18 protein-coding genes are annotated in these 23,917 nt (G+C 60.1%); 7 read left to right on the top strand and 11 right to left on the bottom strand.

What is annotated here, in order from left to right; translation table 11 throughout:
* Position 1: 1 nt before the first annotated feature.
* Complete coding sequence (locus tag CXF97_RS14855; RefSeq protein WP_101159144.1) at positions 2 to 1,153, bottom strand: M14-type cytosolic carboxypeptidase; 1,152 nt, start codon at positions 1,151 to 1,153, stop codon at positions 2 to 4.
* Between the two features lie 95 nt (positions 1,154 to 1,248).
* Here CXF97_RS14855 and CXF97_RS28015 point away from each other — a divergent pair, with 95 nt between their 5' ends.
* Positions 1,249 to 1,467, top strand: coding sequence for a hypothetical protein (locus CXF97_RS28015; RefSeq protein WP_157830902.1), 219 nt, complete (start codon positions 1,249 to 1,251; stop codon positions 1,465 to 1,467).
* A gap of 149 nt (positions 1,468 to 1,616) precedes the next feature.
* Here CXF97_RS28015 and CXF97_RS14850 read toward each other — a convergent pair whose 3' ends face one another.
* Positions 1,617 to 1,970, bottom strand: coding sequence for a DUF6124 family protein (locus CXF97_RS14850; RefSeq protein WP_101159216.1), 354 nt, complete (start codon positions 1,968 to 1,970; stop codon positions 1,617 to 1,619).
* Between the two features lie 130 nt (positions 1,971 to 2,100).
* On the opposite strand from CXF97_RS14850, the gene CXF97_RS14845 reads away from it, so the two are divergent.
* Positions 2,101 to 2,757 carry a LexA family transcriptional regulator gene (locus CXF97_RS14845; protein WP_101159143.1) on the top strand — a complete coding sequence of 219 codons (657 nt, stop codon included), beginning with the start codon at positions 2,101 to 2,103 and terminating at the stop codon, positions 2,755 to 2,757.
* A gap of 42 nt (positions 2,758 to 2,799) precedes the next feature.
* On the opposite strand, the gene CXF97_RS14840 is transcribed toward CXF97_RS14845, so the two are convergent.
* The 4 genes from CXF97_RS14840 to CXF97_RS14825 are packed head-to-tail and all read right to left on the bottom strand — an operon-like array spanning position 2,800 to position 8,358.
* The gene (locus tag CXF97_RS14840) at positions 2,800 to 4,749 is read right to left on the bottom strand and encodes an acetyl/propionyl/methylcrotonyl-CoA carboxylase subunit alpha (protein ID WP_101159142.1); all 1,950 of its coding nucleotides are present in this window, start codon (positions 4,747 to 4,749) and stop codon (positions 2,800 to 2,802) included.
* Positions 4,749 to 5,561 carry a gamma-carboxygeranoyl-CoA hydratase gene (locus CXF97_RS14835; RefSeq protein WP_101159141.1) on the bottom strand — a complete coding sequence of 271 codons (813 nt, stop codon included), beginning with the start codon at positions 5,559 to 5,561 and terminating at the stop codon, positions 4,749 to 4,751. The genes CXF97_RS14840 and CXF97_RS14835 overlap by 1 nt, the downstream gene beginning before the upstream one ends.
* 13 nt (positions 5,562 to 5,574) lie before the next feature.
* Positions 5,575 to 7,182 carry a carboxyl transferase domain-containing protein gene (locus CXF97_RS14830; protein WP_101159140.1) on the bottom strand — a complete coding sequence of 536 codons (1,608 nt, stop codon included), beginning with the start codon at positions 7,180 to 7,182 and terminating at the stop codon, positions 5,575 to 5,577.
* A gap of 12 nt (positions 7,183 to 7,194) precedes the next feature.
* Positions 7,195 to 8,358 carry an isovaleryl-CoA dehydrogenase gene (locus CXF97_RS14825; RefSeq protein ID WP_101159139.1) on the bottom strand — a complete coding sequence of 388 codons (1,164 nt, stop codon included), beginning with the start codon at positions 8,356 to 8,358 and terminating at the stop codon, positions 7,195 to 7,197.
* Positions 8,359 to 8,655: 297 nt separating this feature from the next.
* Here CXF97_RS14825 and CXF97_RS14820 point away from each other — a divergent pair, with 297 nt between their 5' ends.
* Positions 8,656 to 10,353, top strand: coding sequence for an AMP-binding protein (locus CXF97_RS14820; protein ID WP_101159138.1), 1,698 nt, complete (start codon positions 8,656 to 8,658; stop codon positions 10,351 to 10,353).
* Positions 10,354 to 10,944: 591 nt separating this feature from the next.
* On the opposite strand, the gene CXF97_RS14815 is transcribed toward CXF97_RS14820, so the two are convergent.
* The 3 genes from CXF97_RS14815 to CXF97_RS14805 form a co-directional block, all read right to left on the bottom strand.
* Complete coding sequence (locus tag CXF97_RS14815) at positions 10,945 to 11,844, bottom strand: hydroxymethylglutaryl-CoA lyase (RefSeq protein WP_101159137.1); 900 nt, start codon at positions 11,842 to 11,844, stop codon at positions 10,945 to 10,947.
* Positions 11,845 to 11,988: 144 nt separating this feature from the next.
* Positions 11,989 to 12,387: a MerR family DNA-binding transcriptional regulator gene (locus CXF97_RS14810; protein WP_101159136.1), complete on the bottom strand. Its 399-nt coding sequence runs from the start codon at positions 12,385 to 12,387 to the stop codon at positions 11,989 to 11,991.
* A gap of 150 nt (positions 12,388 to 12,537) precedes the next feature.
* Positions 12,538 to 13,473 carry a LysR family transcriptional regulator gene (locus CXF97_RS14805; protein ID WP_071172922.1) on the bottom strand — a complete coding sequence of 312 codons (936 nt, stop codon included), beginning with the start codon at positions 13,471 to 13,473 and terminating at the stop codon, positions 12,538 to 12,540.
* A gap of 170 nt (positions 13,474 to 13,643) precedes the next feature.
* Here CXF97_RS14805 and CXF97_RS14800 point away from each other — a divergent pair, with 170 nt between their 5' ends.
* Positions 13,644 to 14,873, top strand: a complete 1,230-nt coding sequence (locus CXF97_RS14800) for an acyl-CoA dehydrogenase (RefSeq protein WP_101159135.1) — start codon at positions 13,644 to 13,646, stop codon at positions 14,871 to 14,873.
* 127 nt (positions 14,874 to 15,000) lie between these two features.
* Here the strand turns inward: CXF97_RS14800 and CXF97_RS14795 are convergent, their stop codons facing one another.
* A complete protein-coding gene (locus tag CXF97_RS14795) occupies positions 15,001 to 16,335 on the bottom strand; it encodes a substrate-binding domain-containing protein (RefSeq protein WP_101159134.1) in 1,335 nt (444 codons plus the stop codon).
* Between the two features lie 154 nt (positions 16,336 to 16,489).
* Positions 16,490 to 17,302, bottom strand: coding sequence for an exodeoxyribonuclease III (gene xthA / locus CXF97_RS14790; RefSeq protein WP_101159133.1), 813 nt, complete (start codon positions 17,300 to 17,302; stop codon positions 16,490 to 16,492).
* A 298-nt stretch (positions 17,303 to 17,600) separates the two neighbouring features.
* On the opposite strand from xthA, the gene CXF97_RS14785 reads away from it, so the two are divergent.
* The 3 genes from CXF97_RS14785 (at position 17,601) to CXF97_RS14775 (ending at position 23,716) form a co-directional block, all read left to right on the top strand.
* Complete coding sequence (locus CXF97_RS14785) at positions 17,601 to 18,251, top strand: N-acetyltransferase (protein WP_101159132.1); 651 nt, start codon at positions 17,601 to 17,603, stop codon at positions 18,249 to 18,251.
* A gap of 66 nt (positions 18,252 to 18,317) precedes the next feature.
* On the top strand, positions 18,318 to 20,045 hold the full coding sequence (locus CXF97_RS14780; protein ID WP_101159131.1) for an autotransporter assembly complex family protein: 1,728 nt from the start codon (positions 18,318 to 18,320) through the stop codon (positions 20,043 to 20,045).
* Entirely contained in the window at positions 20,042 to 23,716 is a 3,675-nt protein-coding gene (locus CXF97_RS14775; RefSeq protein ID WP_101159130.1) for a translocation/assembly module TamB domain-containing protein, read from the top strand. The genes CXF97_RS14780 and CXF97_RS14775 overlap by 4 nt, the downstream gene beginning before the upstream one ends.
* Positions 23,717 to 23,917: the final 201 nt, after the last annotated feature.

Genomic DNA, 23,917 nt, shown 5'->3' with positions numbered 1-23,917 from the left:
GTCAGCGCAGGGTGTCGACCATGTCGGCGAGTGTGGTGAGCACGTCCTTGCCCAATTGTTTCGAGCGTTTGCCTGACCAGCCGGTGATCTTGTCCGGGTGGTCATCGTGGTCCTTGAACGGCATCTCAAGCGTCAGCGACAGGCAGTCGTATTTCTGCCCGACGCTGTTGCAGGCCAGCGTCATGTTGGCCTGACCCGGTTCGTCGCGGGTGTAGCCGTAGGTGGTCTGGAAGTCTTTGGTGGTGTGTTTCAGATGGCTGCGGAAATGCTCTTCAAGCTTTTCGATGCGCGGTGTGAAGCCCGGGTTGCCCTCACAGCCTGCGGTGAATACGTGGGGGATTTCCTCGTCGCCGTGTACGTCGATAAACGCATCGACGCCGTATTTTTCCATCTGCTGCTGGACGAAAAGCACCTCGGGGCTGATTTCCTGACTGGCGTTCTGCCAGGCCCGGTTCAAGTCCTGACCCATGGCGTTGGTGCGCAGGTGGCCGTGGTAGGCGCCGTCCGGGTTCATGTTCGGCACCAGATACAGATCGGCACTGGCCAGCAGGTGGTTCAGTATCGGATCGTCCTGCCGTTCCAGACGCTCGATCACGCCTTCCATGAACCATTCAGCCATGTGCTCGCCCGGGTGCTGCTGGGCAATGATCCAGATCTTGCGCTGGCCTTCGGCACCGCTGCCTTTGCGCAGCAATTGGATATCCCGGCCTTCGACGCTTTTGCCGGTCGCCAGCAATTGTGTGCCAGCCTTGCTCAGCGCCTGGTCGATCAGCCAGTCGTGACGGCCACGGCTGTAAGGTTCGAAATAGGCGAACCAGGCGTGGGTGTGTTCGGCTTCGAGGCAGAAGCGCAGGCTGTCACCTTCGAAACTGGTGGGAATGCGGAACCAGTTGACGTGGTCGTAGGAAGCGACTGCCTGGTAGCCGGTCCAGGCTTTGTTATAGGAGGACTGGCTGGCATTGATCAGGCGAAACCAGTGTTCCTGATGCACGTGCAGGCCGCTGGCCTTGAAGTGAAACCACTGAAAATGCGCGCTGCGGGTATCCGGGCGTATGGCCAGAACCGGATTGAGCGGATTGCTGATGTCGATGACTTGGATATTGCCGCTGTCGAAATTGGCGCTGATGTCGAACGAAGATTTGGCCACGGTCATGGTCGCTTCCTGAGCAGGATTTTTATGACCGGTACTCTACACGCAGGTTAGGGTGAAACCGAGGGGAATTACGGGTGTGGCGGGGGGCGTCTTCCGTGACGCGTCAGCAGCTTAGAGACTGTGCGATTGATTCTCAAGTGCTGATTGCCATTAGTTTTGCCCAATGTGGCTGGCCTCGGCTTGCCAATCAATGTTCTTTTGATATTATCCGCGCAACCGAATTTGCAGCACCCAAAGACTTCATTAGCCTGAAGACACAAGCCCGGAAAACGGGCAAAAAAAGACCCGGCAAAAAGCCGGGTCAAAAACCGTGATTAGCCTGATGAGGAGATAGTCCAGAAGACCGACCTAAGGTCTCTGGTCAATCGACTGATCTTGCGACCAGCTGCTTGCAATAATAATCATTATCATTTGCAAGTCAAATGTTTTTATCTGTCCGATAGGAAAATTCTTTCCTGTCCGTTCACACCTTGCTTGCCGTCACTTCGTCGTTGTCGATCGAATGGTCGACCATCGCCCGCGCCATATCCACCATATGCACCACCGAAAACGCCAGGTCGCGATTCGTGCCTTGCAGGTTTTCTGCGGCCTTGAACGCAGTGGCGGCTGCACATCGCAACAAATCCGAGGCATGCACCAGCGCTTCCTCGCCGCTGAGATGACTTTTAACATCGAAGAAACGCTCATCCGTCCCCAGTTCTGAAACAGCCGGTTTCAAGTAATAGTCCAGCGCGCGTTGTGCAGCGGCGTTGCCTTGGGGCGAGGTGAAGCTGGTGTCGATTTGCAGATCCGGCAGGTCTTTGCTGCTGATGTTCATCATGAAAAGCCACTCCATGTTCGATTGAAAATCCGTTTGCCTAGGATAGTACTCTCTGTATTTGTGACGAGGATTTAAATACTACAATATGTGTTTTGCTGGTCGAAGACGTCCGCGTAAGGTGCGGCACATGGATAAATGGATTGAGTTGGTCAAGGCCAAGATGAGTGAACTCAAAGTCACTCAAACAGAGCTCGGAGAGCGCGTCGGCATGTCCCAGGGCGGGATCGGTCATTGGCTGAACAAACGTCGCGAACCCGGTGTTACCGAAATGAATCGCGTGCTGCAGGCGCTGGGAATGGACTTCCTCGAAGTCGTGCTGGTCATCCGCGAACCGCAGCCCACAGCGGATGACGAGATGCCGCTGGCACAGAAGTACAACCCGTACTTCCGTTACCCGATCTACGACTGGCGAGCGCCGTGTGAGGTGCGCGACGCTGCGGCCAGTTATGGCGGCGTCGCGGTCAAGCAGCGCTTCGAACTGACGGATTACCACGCTCGCGGTGCCGCGTTCTGGCTCACGGTCACGGGGGATTCAATGACCGCGCCGAGCGGTCAGAGCATTGCCGAGGGCATGTTGATTCTGGTCGACCCGCAGTTGGAGGCAGTGCCGGGCAGACTGGTGATCGCCCAGTGGCCGGACAGCGACGAAGCGATTTTCCGCAAACTTGACGAACAGGGCGGCCAGCGGTACCTGGTGCCGCTCAATCCGACCTGGCCGAAAACTTTGCTCACCGATGAATGCCGGATTATCGGCGTGGTGGTTCAGGCAACGGCGCGTTATTGAAAGAATCGATCCTCGCCAAGGGCCAGGATCGATTCTCTGATTTCAACCTTCTTCCAGTTCAACCAGAGCGCTGCCTTCGCTGACCATATCGCCTTCCTGGCAATACAGCGCTTTGATCACACCGGCCTGCGGCGCGCGGATGCTGTGTTCCATCTTCATGGCTTCCAGCACCACCAATTGCGCTCCGGCTTCAACGGTTTGCCCGACTTCCACCAGCACGCGCACGATGCTGCCGTTCATTGGTGCGGTCAAGCCGCCCTGATGGCTGTGGCTGGCATCGACAGCGCTGATCGGATCGAACGCCTCGACGCGCCGTAACTCTCCATGCCACTCCAAGTACAATGAACCGCCCTGACGAATTGCCCGCAACGTACGACGCACGCCGTCATGCTCGACGGTCAGCGCCTCGCCCAGCAGTTCGGCAGGGGCCACAGCTCCCAGCGTCAGCGCACGGTCCTGTCCCTCGCAGCTCAAATGCAAGGTGATTTCCGCCGGCAAACCTGCTCGCAAACCACTGCCGCTGGACCATGGTGATGCGCGATCATCTGTGCGTGTACGGGGCGGCAAACTCTGCGCAAACGCCTGCGCCGCCACCTCCCAGAACCCATCGCTCAACGCGCCTGGTGCTGGCAACAATTGCTCCTGATATCGCGGTATAAACCCGGTATCAAGTTCCGCAGCGGCAAACGCCGGATGCGCGATGATCCGGCGCAGGAAGTTGATATTGGTCTTCAGCCCGCCAATCGCAAACTCATCGAGCATACTCAACAGACGCAAGCGCGCCTGTTCGCGATCTTCACCCCAGGCAATCAGTTTGCCGAGCATCGGGTCGTAGAACGGCGAAATTTCGTCGCCTTCCTCCACCCCGCTGTCCACCCGCCGCCCCGGTCCCTGCGCCGATTCGCGGTACAAGTCCAGACGCCCGGTGGCTGGCAGAAAATCATTCGCCGGATCCTCGGCATACAAACGCACTTCAATCGCGTGACCGTTGAGCGGCACCTGCGCCTGGGTGATCGGCAGCGCTTCACCACGGGCGACGCGAATCTGCCAGGCGACCAGATCGAGCCCGGTGATCGCTTCGGTCACCGGGTGCTCGACCTGCAGTCGCGTGTTCATCTCCATGAAGAAAAACTCGCCGCGCGCATCCAGCAGAAACTCGACGGTGCCAGCGCCGACATAACCGATCGCCTGCGCCGACCGCACGGCCGCTTCGCCCATCGCCCGGCGTAACTCGGGCGTCAGGCCCGGCGCCGGGGCTTCTTCGATGACTTTCTGGTGCCGACGCTGGATCGAGCAATCGCGCTCGTTGAGGTACAGGCAGTGACCGTGCTGATCGGCGAACACCTGTATCTCGACGTGACGCGGCTTGAGCAAATACTTCTCTACCAGCATTCGCGAGTCGCCGAACGACGATTGTGCTTCGCGCTGCGCCGAGGCGAGGGCTTCGGCCAACTGGCTGACGTTGTCGACCACTTTCATGCCTTTACCGCCACCACCAGCGGTGGCCTTGAGCAGCACCGGATAACCGATGCGCTCACAGGCTTCACGGAAGGTGTCGAAATCCTGCGCTTCGCCGTGATAGCCCGGCACCAGTGGCACGCCGGCCTTTTCCATTAGTGCTTTGGCGGCGGATTTGCTGCCCATCGCATCGATGGCCGAGGCGGGCGGGCCGAGGAAGATCAGTCCGGCGGCTTCGATTGCGCGAGCGAAGCCCGCGTTTTCCGAGAGAAAACCGTAGCCGGGATGAATCGCCTGAGCGCCGCTCGCCTTGGCGGCGGCGATCAATTTATCGATTTGCAGATAACTGTCAGCAGCCTTGCTGCCGCCCAGATCAACGCAGATATCGGCTTCACGACTGTGTCGCGCATCGCGGTCGGTGGCGCTGTGCACGGCGACGGTGGTGAGGCCCAAAGCCTTGGCGGTGCGCATGACCCGGCAGGAGATCTCGCCACGGTTGGCCACCAGCAGGGTGGTAATCACAGGTGCGCTCATCAACGCGACTCCTTGGTGGATGCGGCTTGCCAGCTCGGCGGGCGTTTTTGCAGAAATGCGCGCAAGCCTTCCTGGCCTTCGGCGCTGACACGAATTCGTGCGATCGCGTTTTCCGTGTAACGGCGCAGCGCCGGCGTCAGCGAGCCATTGCCGACTTCGCGCAGCAAGTCCTTGCTGGCACGCATGGCAGCGGGGCTGTTGAGCAAAAGATTGTCGATCCATTGCTCGACTTGCTGCTCGAGTTCAGCGGCCGGATAGCTATCAGACAACAAGCCGATTTCCCGCGCCCGCTGGCCGCCGAAGCGCTCGGCCGTCAGCGCATAACGCCGCGCCGCCCGTTCACCGATGGCCTGCACCACGAATGGACTGATCACCGCCGGCGCCAAGCCGATGCGCACTTCCGACAGGCAGAATTGCGCGTCATCAGTGCCGATCGCCATGTCGCAGCAACTGATCAGGCCCAGCGCACCACCGAACGCCGCACCCTGAACCACGGCCAGCGTAGGGATTTTCAGTTTGGCGAGGTTGTACATCAGTTCGGCCAGTTCGCGGGCATCGTCGAGGTTGGTGTGGTAATCCAGATCGGCCGATTGCTGCATCCAGGCCAGGTCGGCCCCGGCACTGAAATGCTTGCCGCGCCCGCGCAGCAGCAGGAAACGCAGGCTAGAGTCGCTTGCCACCTTGTCGAGGGCGAGGATCAGTTCGCGGATCATTTCGGCGTTGAAGGCGTTGTTTTTCTCGGCGCGGTTGAGCCACAGCGTCGCGAAACCGCGTGGATCGGTTTGCAGCTCGAGGGTATTGAAATCGCTCATCAGATTCTCCCCATCACATCCGGAACACGCCGAAGCGGCTCGGTTCGATTGGCGCGTTCAGCGACGCAGACAAGGCCAGGGCCAACACGTCGCGGGTCTGCGCCGGATCAATGACGCCGTCGTCCCACAGTCGTGCGCTGGAGTAATAGGGGTGACCCTGTTCTTCGTACTGGTCCAGAATCGGCTGCTTGATCTGGCTTTCCTGCTCGACGGTGAACGCCTGACCGCTGCGTTCGGCCTGTTCGCGCTTTACCTGCACCAGCACGCCGGCGGCCTGTTCGGCGCCCATCACGCCGATCCGCGCATTCGGCCACATCCACAAAAAGCGCGGGTCGTAAGCGCGACCGCACATGCCGTAGTTGCCGGCACCGAAGCTGCCGCCGATGATCACGGTGAATTTCGGCACCTTGGCGCACGCTACCGCGGTCACCAGTTTGGCGCCGTGCTTGGCGATGCCGCCGGCCTCGTATTTCTGGCCGACCATGAAACCGGTGATGTTCTGCAAAAACAGCAGGGGAATGCCGCGCTGGCAGGCCAGTTCGATGAAGTGCGCGCCTTTTTGCGCGGCTTCGGCGAAAAGGATGCCGTTGTTCGCCAGGATCGCGATCGGGTAACCGTGCAGATGGGCGAAACCGCAGACCAGCGTGGTGCCGAACAGCGCCTTGAACTCATCGAACACCGAACCGTCGACCAGCCGCGCAATCACTTCGCGCACATCGAATGGCTGCTTGGCGTCAGCCGGAACCACGCCGTACAACTCGTCGCTGGCGTACAGCGGCGCAATCGGCGTGCGTTGCTGCACCTCGCCGAGCTTGCGCCAGTTGAGGTTGGCAATGCTGCGGCGGGCCAGGGCGAGAGCGTGTTCGTCGTTCTCGGCGTAATGGTCGGCCACACCGGAGGTCTTGCAATGCACATCGGCACCGCCGAGGTCTTCGGCGCTGACCACTTCACCCGTCGCGGCTTTTACCAGCGGCGGGCCGGCGAGGAAAATCGTCGCCTGGTTGCGCACCATGATCGCTTCGTCTGCCATCGCCGGCACATACGCGCCGCCTGCGGTGCACGAGCCCATGACCACCGCGATTTGCGCAATGCCCATCGCGCTCATGTTGGCCTGGTTGAAAAAGATCCGCCCGAAGTGTTCGCGGTCAGGAAACACTTCGTCCTGACGCGGCAGGTTGGCGCCGCCCGAATCCACCAGATAAATGCACGGCAGGCGATTCTGCTGGGCGATGGTCTGCGCGCGCAGGTGCTTCTTCACGGTCAGCGGGTAATACGAGCCACCTTTGACCGTCGCATCGTTGGCAACGATCATGCACTCGACGCCTTCGACGCGACCGATACCGGCGATCACACCGGCGGCCGGCACGTCTTCGCCATACACCGCGTGAGCAGCGAGTTGGCTGATTTCGAGAAACGGTGAGCCCGGATCGAGCAGGCGATTGATGCGTTCCCGCGGCAGCAATTTACCGCGCGAAGTGTGGCGTTCCTGAGCTTTGGCACCGCCGCCCTGCGCCACTTGGGCGAGGAGGGTGTGCAGCGCGTCGACCTGTTTGAGCATCGCCGCGCTGTTGGCGGCAAACTCCGCTGAGCGCGGGTTGAGCTGAGTATGCAGAGTGGCCATGGTCAGCTCCGTTTAGCGGGTTTCGTTGAAGAGTTCGCGGCCGATCAGCATGCGGCGGATCTCGCTGGTGCCGGCGCCGATCTCGTAGAGCTTGGCGTCACGCAGCAGGCGGCCGGCGGGGAATTCGTTGATGTAGCCGTTGCCGCCGAGAATCTGAATCGCGTCGAGGGCCATTTGTGTGGCGCGTTCGGCGGTGTAGAGGATTACCCCGGCAGCGTCCTTGCGCGTGGTTTCGCCGCGCTCGCAGGCCTGGGCTACCGCGTACAGATAGGCGCGGCTGGCGTTGAGCTGGGTGTACATGTCGGCAACTTTGCCCTGGATCAGCTGGAATTCGCCGATGCTCTGGCCGAACTGCTTGCGGTCGTGGATGTACGGCACGATCAGGTCCATGCACGATTGCATGATCCCGGTCGGGCCGCCGGAGAGCACCACGCGTTCGTAATCGAGGCCGCTCATCAGCACTTTCACGCCACCGTTGAGCACGCCGAGAATGTTTTCCTCAGGTACTTCGACGTCATCGAAAAACAGCTCGCAGGTGTTAGAGCCGCGCATGCCGAGCTTGTCGAACTTGTTGCTGCGGCCGAAACCTTTCCAGTCACGCTCGACGATGAACGCAGTGATGCCGTGCGGGCCTTTTTCCAGATCGGTCTTGGCATAGATCACATAGGTGTTGGCGTCAGGGCCGTTGGTGATCCAGGTCTTGCTGCCGTTGAGCACGAAACGGTCGCCGCGTTTGTCGGCGCGCAGTTTCATCGAGACTACGTCGGAGCCGGCATTCGGCTCACTCATCGCCAAGGCGCCAACGTGCTCGCCGCTGATCAGCTTCGGCAGGTAGTTGGTTTTCTGTTCGTGGCTGCCGTTGCGGTTGATCTGGTTGACGCAAAGGTTGGAGTGCGCGCCGTAGGACAACGCCACCGACGCCGAGCCACGGCTGATTTCTTCCATCGCCACCACGTGCGCCAGGTAACCCAGACCTGCGCCGCCGTACTCTTCCGGCACAGTGATGCCGAGTAGACCCATGTCACCGAATTTGCGCCACATGTCGGCGGGGAACAGGTTGTCGTGATCGATCTGGGCTGCACGCGGGGCGATCTGATCGGCGACGAAGGACTGAACCTGATCGCGCAGCATGTCGATGGTTTCACCGAGGGCGAAGTTCAGGGATGGATAGCTCATGGGTCACCTTTTGGCTTTTTTATCGGGTGGAGCGCACGACGAATCGGCGTTCAGCTTTACGTTAACGTAAAGCTTCGCGAGTTCTACTGTCAATCGGCTTTACGTAAGCGTCAACTTGGGCGAGAGTAGGGGCCATTCAGGATTGCAAGCCGAATGAAACCTGTGGGAGCGGGCTTGCTCGCGAAAGCGTCAGTTCAGTCAGCATTTATGCTGAGTATGCTGGCCTCTTCTTGAGCAAGTTCGCTCCCACTGGGATTAAATCTGGCCAACCCATTAATAAAGATAATAGGGGTCGTCATGGATCAACCCAGTGCAAACCCGCAGCGCAGCTACAGCCGTGGTACTCAGGACAAAGCTTTGCTGGCGATGACCATCAGCCAGCGCTTCGATCAGACTGTCGCGCAACACCCGGACGGTGAGGCGTTGGTGGTGCGCCATCAGCAGTTGCGTTACTCCTGGCGGCAACTTGCCGAAGCGGTGGACGAGCAGGCCAGCGCTTTGCTCGCACTTGGTTTGCAGACGGGCGATCGCCTCGGCATCTGGGCGCCGAATTGCGCGCAGTGGTGCATTATCCAGTTCGCCACGGCGAAGATCGGCGTGATCCTGGTCAACATCAATCCCGCCTATCGCAGCTCCGAACTGGAATACGTGCTCAAGCAATCCGGCTGCCAATGGCTCGTCTGTGCGGGCGCGTTCAAAACCTCGAACTATCACGAAATGCTCCAGGGCCTGGCGTCGGATCTGGCCGATCACGCCATCGGTCACCTGCGCAGCGAACGCCTGCCGGACTTGCGCGGCGTGATCAGCCTCGATGCAAATCCGCCAGCCGGTTTTCTGCCGTGGTCACAATTGAGCGAGCTGGCCGCCAGCGTCTCGCCCGATCAACTGCGCGAGCGTAGCGCCAGCCTGCATTTCGATCAGCCAGTGAACATCCAGTACACCTCCGGCACTACCGGCTTCCCCAAGGGCGCAACCCTCAGCCACTACAACATTCTCAACAACGGTTACATGGTCGGCGAAAGCCTCGGCCTGACGGCTGACGATCGACTGGTGATTCCAGTGCCGCTGTATCACTGCTTCGGCATGGTCATGGGCAACCTCGGTTGCGTCACCCATGGCAGCACGATGATTTACCCCAACGATGCTTTCGATCCGGCGCTGACGCTGCAAGTAGTAGCGGAAGAACAGGCCACGGCGCTGTACGGTGTGCCGACCATGTTCATCGCCATGCTCGATCAGCCGCAGCGGCAGACCTTTGATTTATCGAGCCTGCGCACCGGGATCATGGCCGGCGCGACCTGTCCTATCGAGGTCATGCGCCGGGTGATCAACGAGATGCACATGAGCGAAGTGCAGATCGCCTACGGCATGACCGAAACCAGTCCGGTGTCGCTGCAGACCGGGCCGGCGGATGACCTGGAATTGCGCGTCACCACCGTCGGCCGCACCCAGCCGCAACTGGAAAGCAAGATCATCGACGACGCTGGCAACGTCGTGCCACGCGGCACCATCGGCGAATTGTGCACGCGCGGTTACAGCGTGATGCTCGGCTACTGGAACAACCCGCAGGCTACTGCCGAAGCCATCGATGAGGCGGGATGGATGCACACGGGCGACCTGGCGAGCATGAACGAGGAGGGTTACGTCAACATCGCCGGGCGGAACAAGGACATGATCATTCGTGGCGGCGAGAACGTTTATCCGCGTGAGCTGGAGGAATTCTTCTTCACCCACCCGGCGGTAGCGGATGTGCAGGTGATCGGCATTCCGTGCTCGCGCTACGGTGAAGAAATCGTCGCCTGGATCAAATTCCACCCCGGCCACAGCGCCTCGGAGCTGGAGCTGCAAGCCTGGTGCAAGGAACGTATCGCCCACTTCAAGACGCCGCGTTACTTCAAGTTTGTCGAAGCGTTTCCGATGACGGTGACGGGGAAGATCCAGAAATTTCGCATGCGGGAAATCAGTATCGAAGAGCTGCGTGAAAGGCAGGTCTGATGTAGATCAAATGTGGGAGCAAGCCTGCTCCCACAAGGAAATTAGGGAATATTTCAGAAATTGCAGAAAGCACAAAGGGGAGCCGAGGCTCCCCTTTAATTTGTCGTTGCGTGCTCTTTTTATTATTGAGGGTCGGTCTGTTGTTGTTTTTGGCAACCGTGGCCCTGTACAGCTTTTTGGCGACCCCCATCCGGGGTCAAGAGCAAACGTATTTTTTTGAGCGCTGATCTGCTTTCTCGTTTAAAGATCCAACCGATTCGGGAGCTACCTGAAGGTAGTTTTATTGTTCTCTGCCCGGTTGCGGGTCACTCCTGAGAGCACCCTGAAAAGCACACCTTCTCCAAAAAAATCTGTTAGCTGCGTCTCTGCCGTGTTGTTCTTGTTATGTCAGAGTCGTTTCGTCTTGTTTTTATTGGTTTGCGGCTTTTTATTCTTGTTATGCGATAGAGATAGCAGGTGTCGTGCCAATTTTTAAAAATCGTTAAAAATCAGTTGGTTACTATTTTCAGGATTTTCAGTTCTGAGCAAAGCCAGACAATTTGTTTCCGTGTTACTCGTTTTTGCCCACATCACTGATGCAGCGGTAACACCTCACTGGGCGCTGCGCGCCTTGGCCACCCGCGAACCGGTGGGGCGACCGAGGACTGCACTGATCTGCAGGCCCGCAGCAATCAAGGCGTCCAGGTCGATACCGGTCTCGATGCCCAAGCCATTGAGCAGGTAAACCACGTCTTCTGTGGCGACGTTACCGCTTGCGCCTTTGGCGTAAGGGCAGCCGCCGAGCCCGGCGATAGAGCTGTCGAACACCGCAATGCCTTCGAGCAGGCTGGCATAGATATTGGTCATGGCCTGGCCGTAGGTGTCGTGGAAATGCCCGGCGAGTTTGCCCGGTGGCACGTGCGCCGAAACCACCTCGAACAGCCGTCGGGTCGCGCCCGCCGTGCCGGTGCCGATTGTGTCGCCCAGCGACACTTCGTAGCAGCCCATCGCGTACAGCTCGCGCGCGACCATCGCCACTTGCTCCGGCGCAACGGTGCCTTCATACGGGCAGCCCAGCACACAGGAAACGTAACCGCGCACGGTAACGCCGCGCTGTTTCGCCGCTTCCATGATCGGCGCAAACCGCGCCAGGCTTTCGCTGATCGAGCAGTTGATGTTGCGCTGCGAGAACGCTTCGGACGCGGCGGCAAACACCGCGACCTCCTTGACCCCGGCCGCGAGCGCATCTTCAAAACCGCGCAGATTCGGCGCCAGTGCACCGTAGGTCACGCCGGGCTTGCGCTGAATCTGCGCAAACACCTCGGCGGACCCGGCCATCTGCGGCACCCATTTGGGCGAGACGAAACTGCCGACTTCGATATAGCCCAGCCCGGCGTTGCTCAACGCGTCGACCAGTTGCACCTTGTCAGCGACGCTGATCGGTTGGGCTTCGTTCTGCAGGCCATCGCGCGGGCCAACTTCGATCAGGCGTACTTGGGAGGGGAGGGACATGGCGGGACCTGCCTGTTTTTTCGGGTTCACGAAGAACCCTGCGGGAGCGAGCTGCTTGCGAAAGCGTAGCGTCAGTCACCGTCAATGCTGGATGACAGATGCATTCGCGAGCAAGCTCGCTCCCACAGGGGAAGCGGTGATTCGTTAAATCGCTTGCTGGCTCTTGAGCGTCTGCTCCAGCGCCTGCACGCAGCGCTCTTCGGCTGTATCCAGTTCGAGCTTCATCTGTTCGATATCCAGCAACTGCTGTTCGAGCTGTTCGCGGCGTTCGCTGATTTTCGCCAGCATGCTGTTCAGCTGTCGGGTGTTACCGCTGGACGGGTCGTAGAGTTCGATCAGCTCGCGGCATTCGGCCAGGGAAAAACCGATGCGCTTGCCACGCAGAATCAGCTTCAGGGTGACCTTGTCGCGCGGCGAATAGATACGTTCCTGGCCACGACGCTCGGGGCTGAGCAGGCCTTGCTCTTCATAAAAGCGGATCGCCCGGGTGGTGATGTCAAGCTCGCGGGCGAGGTCGGAAATGCTGTAGGTCTGACTGCTCATGAAAGCGCTCGGAAAGGGGGCATGGCGCTAAGCTAATCGGTGGTTTACGTTTACGTCAAGCAAGAAAAAGATCGCAGCCTTCGGCAGCTCCTACAGGGGAATGCATTCCAAATGTAGGAGCTGCCGAAGGCTGCGATCTTTTGATTTTCCTCAGACCGCCTGCTTCTCCAGCTTCTTCTCCTGTGCCGTCACCTGTTGGCACAACTCGATCATCTGCTCGCGCATCCAGCGATTGGCCGGGTCCTGGTCCGTACTTTCATGCCAGTACAAATGCGTTTCCACCGACGGCACATCATTCACCGGCAAATTGAACGATTGCAGGTCATGGCGGCGGGCGAAGCGTTCCGGCACGGTCATGACCATGTCGGTCTGCTGCATCACTTGCGAAGCCATCAGATAGTGCTGTGAACGCAGGGCGATCTTGCGCTGAATGCCCATTTTGCCCAGTGCCAGATCGACATAACCCAGACCGCTGCGGCGGCTGGAGATATGAATGTGGGTCAGCGACAGATAATCATCGAGGCTGAGTTTTTCCTTGCCCGCCATCGGATGGCCCTTGCGCATGGCGCAGACATAACGGTCGTCCATCAGTTTGACGTGGCGCACCTGCGGGTCGGTGTTGAGCGGCGCATCGACGGCGAAATCCAGCCGTCCGGCGGCCAGTTCCTTGGTGGTTTCCCGGCGTTTCGATAAAAAGCTTTCAATGATCACCGTCGGCGCGAGGCGGCGCAGACGCTGGAACAGTGGCGGCAGAATGATTGCTTCCGTGAGGTCGGTCATGCTGATCCGATAAGTCTTGACTGCCTGCGCCGGGTTGAAGATGCGACTTTCCTGCACCGACACGCGCAGCAGCGACAGGGCATTGCGCACCGGGCCGATGATGTTCTGCGCCATCGGCGTCGGCACCATGCCTTGAGCGGTGCGCACGAAGAGCGGGTCGTTAAACGTCTCGCGCAACCGTGCCAGGGCGTTGGATACCGCTGGCTGGGTGATGCCGACAATCTGCCCGGCGCGGGTCAGGTTGGCTTCGGTGTAGATCGCGTCGAAGACGATGAAAAGGTTGAGGTCGACCTTGCTCAGATTCATAACGCGGCTTCTCTTGTTATTAGTGCAAGTGTTTTGGGGCTGACGATCAGCGGATCATATATTGGTGATGAATGTTTATACACGCCGAGAATAGGCTAGGTAAATGATCAACGCTGTTCTAGCATCGATTGCATGACTTGAACAACCTCTGCCCGAGAAGGTAAATACCCATGGATTTCGCTTATTCGCCGAAGGTGCAAGAACTGCGTGAGCGCGTGACCGCGTTCATGGACACTTACGTTTACCCGGCCGAAGCCGTGTTCGAACGCCAGGTCGCCGAGGGCGATCGCTGGCAGCCGACCGCGATCATGGAAGAGCTCAAAGCCAAGGCCAAGGCTGAAGGTCTGTGGAATCTGTTTTTGCCTGAGTCCGAGCTGGGTGCCGGCCTGAGCAATCTAGAATACGCGCCGCTGGCGGAAATCATGGGTCGCTCCCTGCTGGGGCCCGAGCCGTTCAACTGCTCGGCGCCGGACACCGGCAACATGGAAGTGCTGGTGCGTTACGCCAACGAAGAACAGAAACAGCGCTGGCTCGAACCGCTGCTGCGCGGCGAGATTCGTTCGGCGTTCGCCATGACCGAGCCTGATGTGGCGTCTTCCGATGCGACCAACATGGCCGCCCGTGCCGTGCGCGATGGCGATCAGTGGGTGATCAACGGCAAAAAGTGGTGGACCTCCGGTGCCTGCGATCCGCGCTGCAAGATTCTGATCTTCATGGGCCTGAGCAACCCCGACGCGCCGCGCCACGCCCAGCACTCGATGATCCTCGTACCGGTCGACACTCCGGGGGTGAAAATCGTCCGGCCGCTGCCGGTGTTTGGCTACGATGACGCGCCGCACGGTCACGCCGAAGTGCTGTTCGACAACGTGCGGGTGCCGTACGAAAACGTCCTGCTCGGTGAAGGACGCGGCTTCGAAATCGCCCAGGGTCGCCTTGGCCCAGGGCGGATTCACCACTGCATGCGCTCGATCGGCATGGCTGAACGGGCACTGGAGTTGATGTGCAAACGCTCGGTGAGCCGCACTGCGTTCGGCAAACCGCTGGCGCGGCTGGGCGGCAACATCGACAAGATCGCCGACTCGCGGATGGAGATCGACATGGCCCGCCTGCTCACGTTGAAAGCGGCGTACATGATGGACACCGTTGGCAATAAAGTAGCAAAGAGCGAGATCGCGCAGATCAAGGTGGTGGCGCCGAACGTCGCCTTGCGCGTGATCGACCGGGCGATTCAAATGCACGGCGGAGCAGGGGTGTCGAACGATTTCCCGCTGGCCTATATGTACGCCATGCAGCGCACCCTGCGCCTGGCCGACGGCCCGGATGAAGTGCACCGCGCGGCGATCGGCAAGTTCGAAATCGGCAAGTATGTGCCGAAGGAAATGCTGCGTAGCGAGCGCTGATCCGAATCTTACCCTGATCGTTCCCACGCTCTGCGTGGTAACGCCGCCATGGACGCTCCGCGTCCACTGTGACGCAGAGCGTCACGGGATGCATTCCCACGCAGAGCGTGGGAACGATCAGTGCTGGTCAGTACACCCAAACCTCAACCCGCCGATTCTTGATCCTTCCTTCATCCGCACTGTTGGTCGCCACCGGCATCAGCGCGCCGAAGCCGCGCACTTCGCGCAGCACCACGCCGTTCTTGACCAGCTCGCGACGCACCGCCATCGCCCGCAGCTTCGACAGCAGATCGGCCCGCGCCGGGTCGTCCTTGAGGTCACCAAAGCCCACCAGCGTTACCGCCCGATCGGTCTTGCCATTACGCTTTATATAGTCGAGCACCCGCGCCAGATCCTGCCGCGCCTTGTTGTCCAGACTGGCGCTACCCTCGGCAAAACGGAAATTCACTGTCAGACGTTGGGCATGCCGGCTGAGGGATTGATAACCCTCGGGCATCAGCGCATTCGGCGCCACGCTCATGGCCTGCACGGTCTGACTGACGAACCCGCTGGCCGCAACGATCGCCTGACCCCGTGGGCTCTGTGCAAATTTGGCTAACGCCTGAGCCCATTGATTGCGGCTGTCCGGCGGTAGATAAAAGAACAAACGCCGCGACAGCGGATAGTCTTCAGTGGCGATCAGACTGTTCAGCGGCAGCATTGCTTGCGAGGCGCCATCGGCAATCGCCACGGCTTTGGCCTGACGCACGTAAGGCAAACCAATGAAGCCGATACCTTGCGGATCGGCGCTGACCGCATCGGACAATTGCTCGCTGGATTCGAAACGTTTTGCTGCGCTGCTCAGACTTTTCCCACGGTGGCTCAGCACCAGTTCCTTGAACGTGTCGTACGTCCCCGACTGGTCATCCCGCGCATACAAATGTATGGCGCCGCCACGGCCACCGATGTCTTCCCAGGTTTTCACTTCGCCGGCAAAGACTCGCGCCAATTGCTCGGTGCTCAACTGCTGTAGCGGATTGGCCGGGTTGAGGATGATCGCCAGGCCGTCGATCGCAATGACTTGCTCGGCCGCCGGGCTTTTCAGGTCGCCGAGGGGTTGCAGGGCGAGCAGTTCGCTGTCCTTGATCTCGCGGGAGGAGGCGGCCAGATCGGCGCTGGCGTTTTTCAACGCAGCAAAACCGGTGCTGGAGCCGTGGGCGGCAACTTCGATGACAACGCGTTGGCCTTGTGCGGTCTGGCCGATGATGCGTTGTTCGTTGGCGGTGTCCGGGGTTTCGCGGTGGATTTTCAGCAGGCCTTGTTCGTGCAAAAGGCCTTCGATCAGCGCCGGGCCGAGTTCGGCGCCGATGGTATTGGAACCCTGAATGCGTAATGCCAAGCCGTTTTCGGGGATCGGCAGGGCGGCCGCATAGACGGACAGCCAGCCACTCAACAGAAAAACGCAGAGAACACGCAGGGTCATGCCGGCACCGAATCAAGCCAAGGGGATTGCCGGGGAGATTAAGTCAGGCGCGTGACCGAAATATGACAAATCAAAAGATCGCAGCCTTCGGCAGCTCCTACAGGGAAAATGCATTCCAAATGTAGGAGCTGCCGAAGGCTGCGATCTTTTGCTTTTAGCTCAATTCAAGCCAGATCGGCGCATGGTCCGAGGGCTTTTCCATGCCGCGCAGTTCGTAGTCCACGCCGGCATCCTTGACCCGTGGCAGCAAACCGTGGGAAGCCAGAATTACGTCAATCCGCAGCCCACGCTTAGGCTCGTCTTCAAAGCCACGGCTGCGGTAGTCGAACCAACTGAACATATCGGTCACGTCGGGGTTGAGGTGACGATAGCTGTCGGTCAGGCCCCAATTCTTCAGGCGCGCCATCCATTCGCGTTCCTCGGGCAGGAAGCTGCATTTGCCGGTTTTCAGCCAGCGCTTCATGTTGTCCGGGCCGATGCCGATGTCGCAGTCTTCCGGGGAAATGTTCACATCGCCCATCACCACCAGTGGCTGTTCATTGTGGAACTGGCTTTCCAGCAGCGCTTGCAGGTCGCTGTAGAAGCGCTGTTTGGCAGGGAATTTGGTCGGGTGATCGCGGCTTTCACCTTGTGGGAAATAGCCGTTCATGATCGTCACCGGCACGCCATTGGCGTCAGCGAAAGTGCCCCAGATGAAACGACGCTGCGCGTCTTCTTCGTCGGTGATGAAACCTTTGTGAATCGCGATCGGTTCGTTGCGCGAGAGCAGGGCGACACCGTAATGGCCCTTCTGGCCATGGAAGTGCACGTGATAGCCAAGGGCGAGGATGTCTTCGAGGGGGAACTGGTCGTCGTGAACCTTGGTTTCCTGCAGGCCGATCACGTCGGGCTGATGTTTTTCGATCAGCGCTGCCAGCTGATGCGGACGGGCACGCAGTCCGTTGATGTTGAAGGAAACAATCTTCATGGTCGGCAGTCCTGGCAAAAGGGCGATGCTAGCTGACATGGGGGAGATGGGCCAGTGTGGGACAAATCATTTTGGCCTGTGGGATTTGTGCTGCCTGTAAGGGCCTCTTCGCGAGCAAGCTCGCTCCCACAGGGAAATGCGATCGAAATTCGGGAGCGAGCCTGCTCGCGAAGGCGTCCGGCCGGTCGATGAAGATCCAGGGCTGGTCTACCCTGTCAGGGGAACCACCACACCCGCCCAAGGTTCGTACCATCAAGCGCGCCAGCCTCCGAGCGCGCCTCCGGGGAGAATCACTGCAATGCCTGAAACCCAGTCCGCCGTTGCCGACATCCACATGCTCGACCGCGGCTATTCACGCGAAGCCCGCTCGTTGCTGTATCAGGCCTATCGCCACGAGCCGACCTTCGGCTACCTGTTCGAAGCCGAGCGTCCCGGCTACGAACAGCGCGTGCGCGCGACGGTGCGCGAGTTGGTCAAACAGCATTTTCTCCAGGACCTGCCGGCGATCGGCCTGCTGGTCAACGACCGCCTGATCGGCATCGCCCTGATCGCACCGCCGCAACGGCGCCTGGGTGTTACCGAAAGCTGGGCGTGGCGCTTGCGCATGGTGCTCAGCACCGGTTTTCGCTGCACCCGGCGTTATCTGGAATACCACGATGCCGTTGCCGCGTGCGTGCCCGGTGACTCGGTGCACATGCTGCCGTTGCTTGGCGTGCATCCGCAGTTTCAAGGCCAACACTACGGCGAACAACTGCTCACTGCCGTGCACAATTGGTGCGCGGTTGATGAAACCTCACAAGGCGTGGTGCTCGACACCGGCAACCCGCGCTACCTGGATTTCTATAAAAGGCAGGGTTATCAGGAGATCGGCGAGGTTGCCGTCGGGCCGGTGCGCGAACACGTATTTTTTCACGCCAATCCGCAGGTGTTACAAACAGCAACGGGTTAACCGTAGAGCTCCTTGGGAAATTTCCTGTTCTATCAGGCTCCCGAGCCCGTGATAGCATCCGCGCCTATGAAGTTTCCACGAAGATTTACCAGCGGCGTGCTGATGCTGTTATCCAGCTGCGCGGCGCTGGCGCAAAGTGAATTGGATGTACGGATCAAGCCGTCCAACGATGAACTCAAAGCCAATATAGAAGGCTATATCGGCAGCCTCGGCGATCGCGACGAAGAAGCCTTGCTGCGCTTCAGTCGCGGCGCCGAAGAGCAGGCGCGCAAAGCAGCGCAGGCGCTGGGCTACTATCAGCCGCAGATCGACAGTGACGTCAAGGGCGGGGAAAAACCGCGTCTGGTGCTGAACATTGATCCCGGCGAGCCGATTCGCCTGCGCAACGTCACCGTGCGCGTCGACGGCCCGGCGGCCTCGCTGAAATCCTTCCGCGTACCGAAAGGCGACCTGCTCAAATCCGGCGCCGTGCTCAATCATGGTCGTTACGAAGACGCCAAACGGCTGATCCAGAACCAGGCCTCGCGCTTCGGTTACTTCAGCGGCCATTTCACCAGCCAGAAACTCATGGTCGATCCCCGCGCGGGCGTGGCCGATATCGAATTGATCTACGACAGCGGCCCGCGTTATGCGCTGGGCAAAGTCAGTTTCGAGGGCGATACGCCGTTCGACGAAGACCTGTTGCAACGCATGGTGCCGTTCAAGGCCGGCGAGCCTTATGATTCCGAACTGATCGCCGAACTCAACCGCGACCTGCAATCGAGCGGCTATTTCGAAGGCGTGCGCGTCGACGCGGCACCGACGGCGGCCGAAGGCCAGGTGATCCCAGTCGACGTCAAACTCGACACGCGCAAACCGCGCACCATGGGCCTGGGCCTCGGTTACTCGACCGACGTCGGCCCGCGCATCAAAGCCAACTGGACGCGCCACTGGGTCAATCCGCAGGGCGACAGTTATGGTTGGGAAGCCGAGCTTTCAGCGCCACGGCAAAACGTCGGGCTGTTCTACGACATTCCGCTCGACCCGCCATTGACTGACAAACTGCGCTGGGCCGGCGGCTATCAGTTCGAAGACATCGAAGGCTCCGACACCCTCAGCAAGCTGCTGACCTTCGGCCCCGAATGGCACAGCAAGCTCCCCAGCGGCTGGCAGCGGGTGATCTCGTTGAAATGGCAGCGCGAAGAATACGAACTCGGCGACGACTCGGGCCTGAGCACCTTGTTGATGCCCGGTATCAGCTATTCGTACCTTAAGAGCGATAACCGCATCGACCCGCGAAATGGCTATCGCCTGAGCTTCGAAAGCAAAGTGGCCAAGGAAGGACTGGGATCGGACAACAACCTTTTATATGGCACCGCGCTGGTCAAGGGCCTGACGACGGTGTTTGACAAGCATCGCTTGCTCGGTCGCGTGCAGGTCGGCGGCAGCGCCACCAATGGCTACAACTCGATTCCGCCGTCGCTGCGCTTCTTCGCCGGTGGCGATCAGAGCGTACGCGGTTATGACTACCAGAGCCTGTCGCCGAAAAACTCTGACGGCGACCGCATCGGTGGCCGTTACATGATTGCCGGCAGCGTCGAGTATCAGTATTCGATTGCCGAGAAATGGCGCGTCGCGACCTTCGTCGACCAAGGCAACTCTTTCAATAAACTCGAACTGCCCGACCTCAAGACCGGGGTCGGTGTGGGTGTGCGCTGGGTCTCACCGGTCGGGCCGATCCGCCTTGACCTGGCCCATGCGCTGGACGACGACGGCGGCATCCGGCTGCACTTTTCCATGGGGCCTGAGCTGTGAAGCGTGGTGTGAAAATAACGGCGCTGACGCTGTTGGCGCTGGTCTTGTTGATCGTCTTGAGCCTCGCCTCGTTGCTTGGCACGCAGGCGGGCAGCCGCTGGGTGCTGGGTCTGGTGCCGGGCCTGAGCGTGGAAAATTTCCACGGTCGGCTCGCTGGGCAATGGAGCGCCGATCACTTGGTCTGGCAGCAGGACACCAGCCGTGTCGAGCTGGATAAGGCAATCTTCGCCTGGTCGCCGCTGTGCCTGACGCGCATGACTTTGTGCATCGATCAGCTCAAGGCCAATCAGGTGATCCTGCAATTTCCGCCGAGCGAAGAAACCACCGAGAGCGGCCCGGTCAAACTGCCGGACCTGCAATTGCCGCTGGCTGTCGAACTGGGCGATGTCGAGGTCGGCAGCCTGTTGTTCAACGGCAGCGAACAGCTCAGGGGCCTGCAACTGGCGGCGCACTGGACCGCACAGGGCCTGCAGATCGACAGCGTGAAATTGCAGCGCGACGAACTCAGCCTGAACCTCTCCGGCCTGCTGCAACCGAGCGGCAACTGGCCGCTGAATATTCACGGCGATTTGACTTTGCCCGCTCCGGGCAGCGAGCCGTGGACGCTGGCGCTGAAGGTCGACGGCGACCTGCTGAAAACGCTCAACCTGCACGCCGACAGCCGAGGCTACCTCGACGGCCAGTTGAACGGAGAACTGCAAGCGTTGGCCGAAAACCTTCCGGCCAGGCTGCGTATCACCAGCGACGCGTTCAAGCCGAGCGCCGATCTGCCGGACACCCTGCAATTCAATCAGCTTGTGCTCACGGGCGAAGGCGACCTGAAAAACGGTTACCAACTGCTCGGCAATGCCACGCTGCCCGCCGACAAATCCCCGGTGGCGCTGCTGCTAAAAGGCAAGGTCGACGCCAATGGTGCGCAGATCGCCGGGCTCGACCTCAACGCCAACGACACGCAAAGCCTCAAGCTCACCGGCAATCTCGATTGGAGCAAAGGCCTCAGCGCTCAGGCCAATGTCAACTGGCAAGACTTTCCGTGGCACCGGCTCTATCCGGAGATCGACGAGCCGCAAGTCACGTTGCGTACTCTCACTGGCGAAGTGTCCTACACCGACGGTCAATACCTCGGCAACTTCGACGCCGCGCTGGATGGCCCGGCCGGGGCGTTCACCCTCAGCAGTCCGTTCAGCGGCAACCTTGAACAGATCGCCTTGCCGCAACTGATCATGCAAGCCGGGCAGGGCAAGGCCGAAGGGCACGTCAATGTGCGCTTCGCCGACGGCATCGCCTGGGATACCGCGCTGGATCTGTCGGCGCTCAACCCGGCGTACTGGGTCGCGGAACTGCCGGGCACGCTGGCCGGGCCGTTGAGGAGCAAAGGCGAGATGAAGAATGATCAGCTCAGCCTCAGCGCCGACCTCGACCTCAAAGGCAAATTGCGCGGGCAACCGGCGATTCTGCAGGCCAAGGCTGACGGCGCCGGCGAGCGGTGGAACCTCAACGCCCTGCAAATCCGCCTCGGCGACAACAGCATCAACGGCAAGGGCAGCCTGCAGGACAAACTCGGCGGCCAGATCGACATCAAGTTGCCGCGTCTGGCCCAGCTCTGGCCGCAATTGCGCGGGCAGGTCAACGGTCAGGTCAACGTTGCCGGTACGCTGAAAGCGCCGCAGGGCAAGCTCGATCTGCAAGGCTCGCAACTGGCCTTTCAGGACAACCGCCTGCAAAGCCTCAACCTCGACGCCACGCTCGACAGCGCGCAGCGGGCGAAGATCAATCTCAAAGGCAGCGGCATTCAGACCGGCGACACCGCGCTGGGCACCCTGACTGCCAGTGCTCAGGGCGATATCAAAAGCCAGAAACTCAACCTTGATTTGATCGGGCCGAAGCTGAAACTGACGCTGGGTCTGGACGGCAATCTGGACAAGGGCAACTGGCGCGGACGCCTGGCCAGTGGCGACATTCAGGCCGGTGGTCAGGACTGGAAGCTGCAACGCCCGGCCAGACTGGAGCGCCTGTCGGACGGCCAGATCAATTTCGGCGCGCATTGCTGGCTATCGGGTAACGCCAGCCTGTGTGGTGAAGATCAGCGCCTGATGCCGGAGCCGAAACTGCGTTATCACCTCAAGCAATTCCCGATCGAAAGCCTCGCGCAGTGGCTGCCGAAAGACTTCGCCTGGCAAGGCCGGCTCAACGCTGATCTGCAACTGGACCTGCCAGCGAGCGGCCCGAACGGCGTGGTCAGTGTCGATGCCAGCGGCGGCACTTTGCGCGTGCGCGACAAGGATCGCTGGCTGGATTTCCCCTACCAGACGCTCAAACTCAGCAGCAAACTCACGCCCAAGCGCGTCGATACCGAACTCGATTTTGTCGGCGGCAAACTCGGCGAATTGATGGTGCGGGCGCAGCTTGATCCGCTGCCGAAAAACAAACCGCTGAGCGGCTCGTTCCGCCTCTCCGGTCTCGACCTGTCGGTAGCGCGGCCGTTTGTGCCGATGGTGGAAAAACTCACCGGGCGTCTTAACGGCAGCGGCACGCTTTCCGGCGGCCTGCTCGCGCCGTTGGTCAACGGCACCGTGCAACTGAGCGACGGCGAAGTGTCCGGCGCGGAACTGCCGATCGAGCTGCAGAACCTGCAACTGACCGCTGCGATCGCCGGCGAATCGGTACGTCTGGACGGCGGCTGGAAAAGCGGCAAGACCGGCCAGGGCCGCCTCGATGGCAATGTCGCCTGGGGGCAGGCGCTGGTGGTCGATCTTGCGCTCAAGGGCACGCAATTGCCCGTCAGCGTCGAACCTTACGCCAAACTCGAAATGGCCCCGGATCTGAAAATTTCCATGGCCGGCGACGAGCTGAAGGTTGCCGGCAAGGTGCTTGTGCCCAAAGGCGAAATCACCGTGCGTGAGCTGCCGCCATCGACCGTGAAGGTCTCCGAGGACACCATCATCGTTGGCGCGCAGACCGAAGAGGGCAAACCGCCGATCGCGATGAAAATGGACATCGACGTGATTGTCGGCCAGGATAAGCTGAGCTTCGCCGGTTTCGGCCTGACTGCCAATCTGCAGGGTCAGGTGCACATCGGCGACAACATGGATACCCGCGGCGAACTCTGGCTCAACGACGGCCGCTATCGCGCCTACGGCCAGCGCCTGACGGTGCGGCGTGCGCGTCTGCTGTTCGCCGGCCCCATCGACCAGCCGTATCTGGACATCGAAGCGATCCGCCAGACCGACGACGTGATCGCCGGCATTCGCCTGAGCGGCAGCGCCGAACAGCCGACCACGCAGATCTTCTCCGAACCGGCGATGAGTCAGGAACAGGCGTTGTCGTACCTGGTACTGGGTCGTCCGTTGAGCACCAGCGGCGAAGACAACAACATGCTCGCGCAAGCGGCATTGGGTCTGGGTCTGATGGGCAGCGCCGGGGTCACCAGTGGTTTGGCCAAGGATCTGGGCATCGAGGATTTCCAGCTCGACACCCAAGGCAGCGGCAATGACACCAGCGTCGTCGCCAGCGGCAACATCTCCGAAAAACTCAGCCTGCGTTACGGCGTCGGCGTCTTCGAACCGGCCAGCACGATTGCCCTGCGCTACAAACTGAGCAAGAAGGTCTACGTCGAAGCGGCGAGCGGCGTGGCGAGTTCGCTGGATATTTTCTACAAGCGGGATTTCTGAAGATTTACTGAAAGATCAAAAGATCGCAGCCTTCGGCAGCTCCTACAGGGTTCACTTCAAACCCATGCAGGAGCTGCCGAAGGCTGCGATCTTTTCGCTTTAACCGCAAAAACCCAGCCCACTTGTCAACAAATTACCAAGCCTGCTAACTATTGCGTTGACATTCGCTGCCTAGGCAGTAACATCTCGACATACATTCAC

The organism is Pseudomonas sp. Choline-02u-1 (assembly GCF_002836515.1).
GTDB lineage: Bacteria > Pseudomonadota > Gammaproteobacteria > Pseudomonadales > Pseudomonadaceae > Aquipseudomonas.
This window is presented reverse-complemented; position numbering and strand designations above follow the sequence as displayed.

Bases quoted from the DNA above. Each gene is read 5' to 3' on its own strand.
- CXF97_RS14855 (WP_101159144.1), bottom strand. From the start codon at position 1,153: ATGACCGTGGCCAAATCTTCGTTCGACATCAGCGCCAATTTCGACAGC.
- CXF97_RS14850 (WP_101159216.1), bottom strand. From the start codon at position 1,970: ATGAACATCAGCAGCAAAGACCTGCCGGATCTGCAAATCGACACCAGC.
- CXF97_RS14845 (WP_101159143.1), top strand. From the start codon at position 2,101: ATGGATAAATGGATTGAGTTGGTCAAGGCCAAGATGAGTGAACTCAAA.
- CXF97_RS14840 (WP_101159142.1), bottom strand. From the start codon at position 4,749: ATGAGCGCACCTGTGATTACCACCCTGCTGGTGGCCAACCGTGGCGAG.
- CXF97_RS14835 (WP_101159141.1), bottom strand. From the start codon at position 5,561: ATGAGCGATTTCAATACCCTCGAGCTGCAAACCGATCCACGCGGTTTC.
- CXF97_RS14830 (WP_101159140.1), bottom strand. From the start codon at position 7,182: ATGGCCACTCTGCATACTCAGCTCAACCCGCGCTCAGCGGAGTTTGCC.
- CXF97_RS14825 (WP_101159139.1), bottom strand. From the start codon at position 8,358: ATGAGCTATCCATCCCTGAACTTCGCCCTCGGTGAAACCATCGACATG.
- CXF97_RS14820 (WP_101159138.1), top strand. From the start codon at position 8,656: ATGGATCAACCCAGTGCAAACCCGCAGCGCAGCTACAGCCGTGGTACT.
- CXF97_RS14815 (WP_101159137.1), bottom strand. From the start codon at position 11,844: ATGTCCCTCCCCTCCCAAGTACGCCTGATCGAAGTTGGCCCGCGCGAT.
- CXF97_RS14810 (WP_101159136.1), bottom strand. From the start codon at position 12,387: ATGAGCAGTCAGACCTACAGCATTTCCGACCTCGCCCGCGAGCTTGAC.
- CXF97_RS14805 (WP_071172922.1), bottom strand. From the start codon at position 13,473: ATGAATCTGAGCAAGGTCGACCTCAACCTTTTCATCGTCTTCGACGCG.
- CXF97_RS14800 (WP_101159135.1), top strand. From the start codon at position 13,644: ATGGATTTCGCTTATTCGCCGAAGGTGCAAGAACTGCGTGAGCGCGTG.
- CXF97_RS14795 (WP_101159134.1), bottom strand. From the start codon at position 16,335: ATGACCCTGCGTGTTCTCTGCGTTTTTCTGTTGAGTGGCTGGCTGTCC.
- xthA (WP_101159133.1), bottom strand. From the start codon at position 17,302: ATGAAGATTGTTTCCTTCAACATCAACGGACTGCGTGCCCGTCCGCAT.
- CXF97_RS14785 (WP_101159132.1), top strand. From the start codon at position 17,601: ATGCCTGAAACCCAGTCCGCCGTTGCCGACATCCACATGCTCGACCGC.
- CXF97_RS14780 (WP_101159131.1), top strand. From the start codon at position 18,318: ATGAAGTTTCCACGAAGATTTACCAGCGGCGTGCTGATGCTGTTATCC.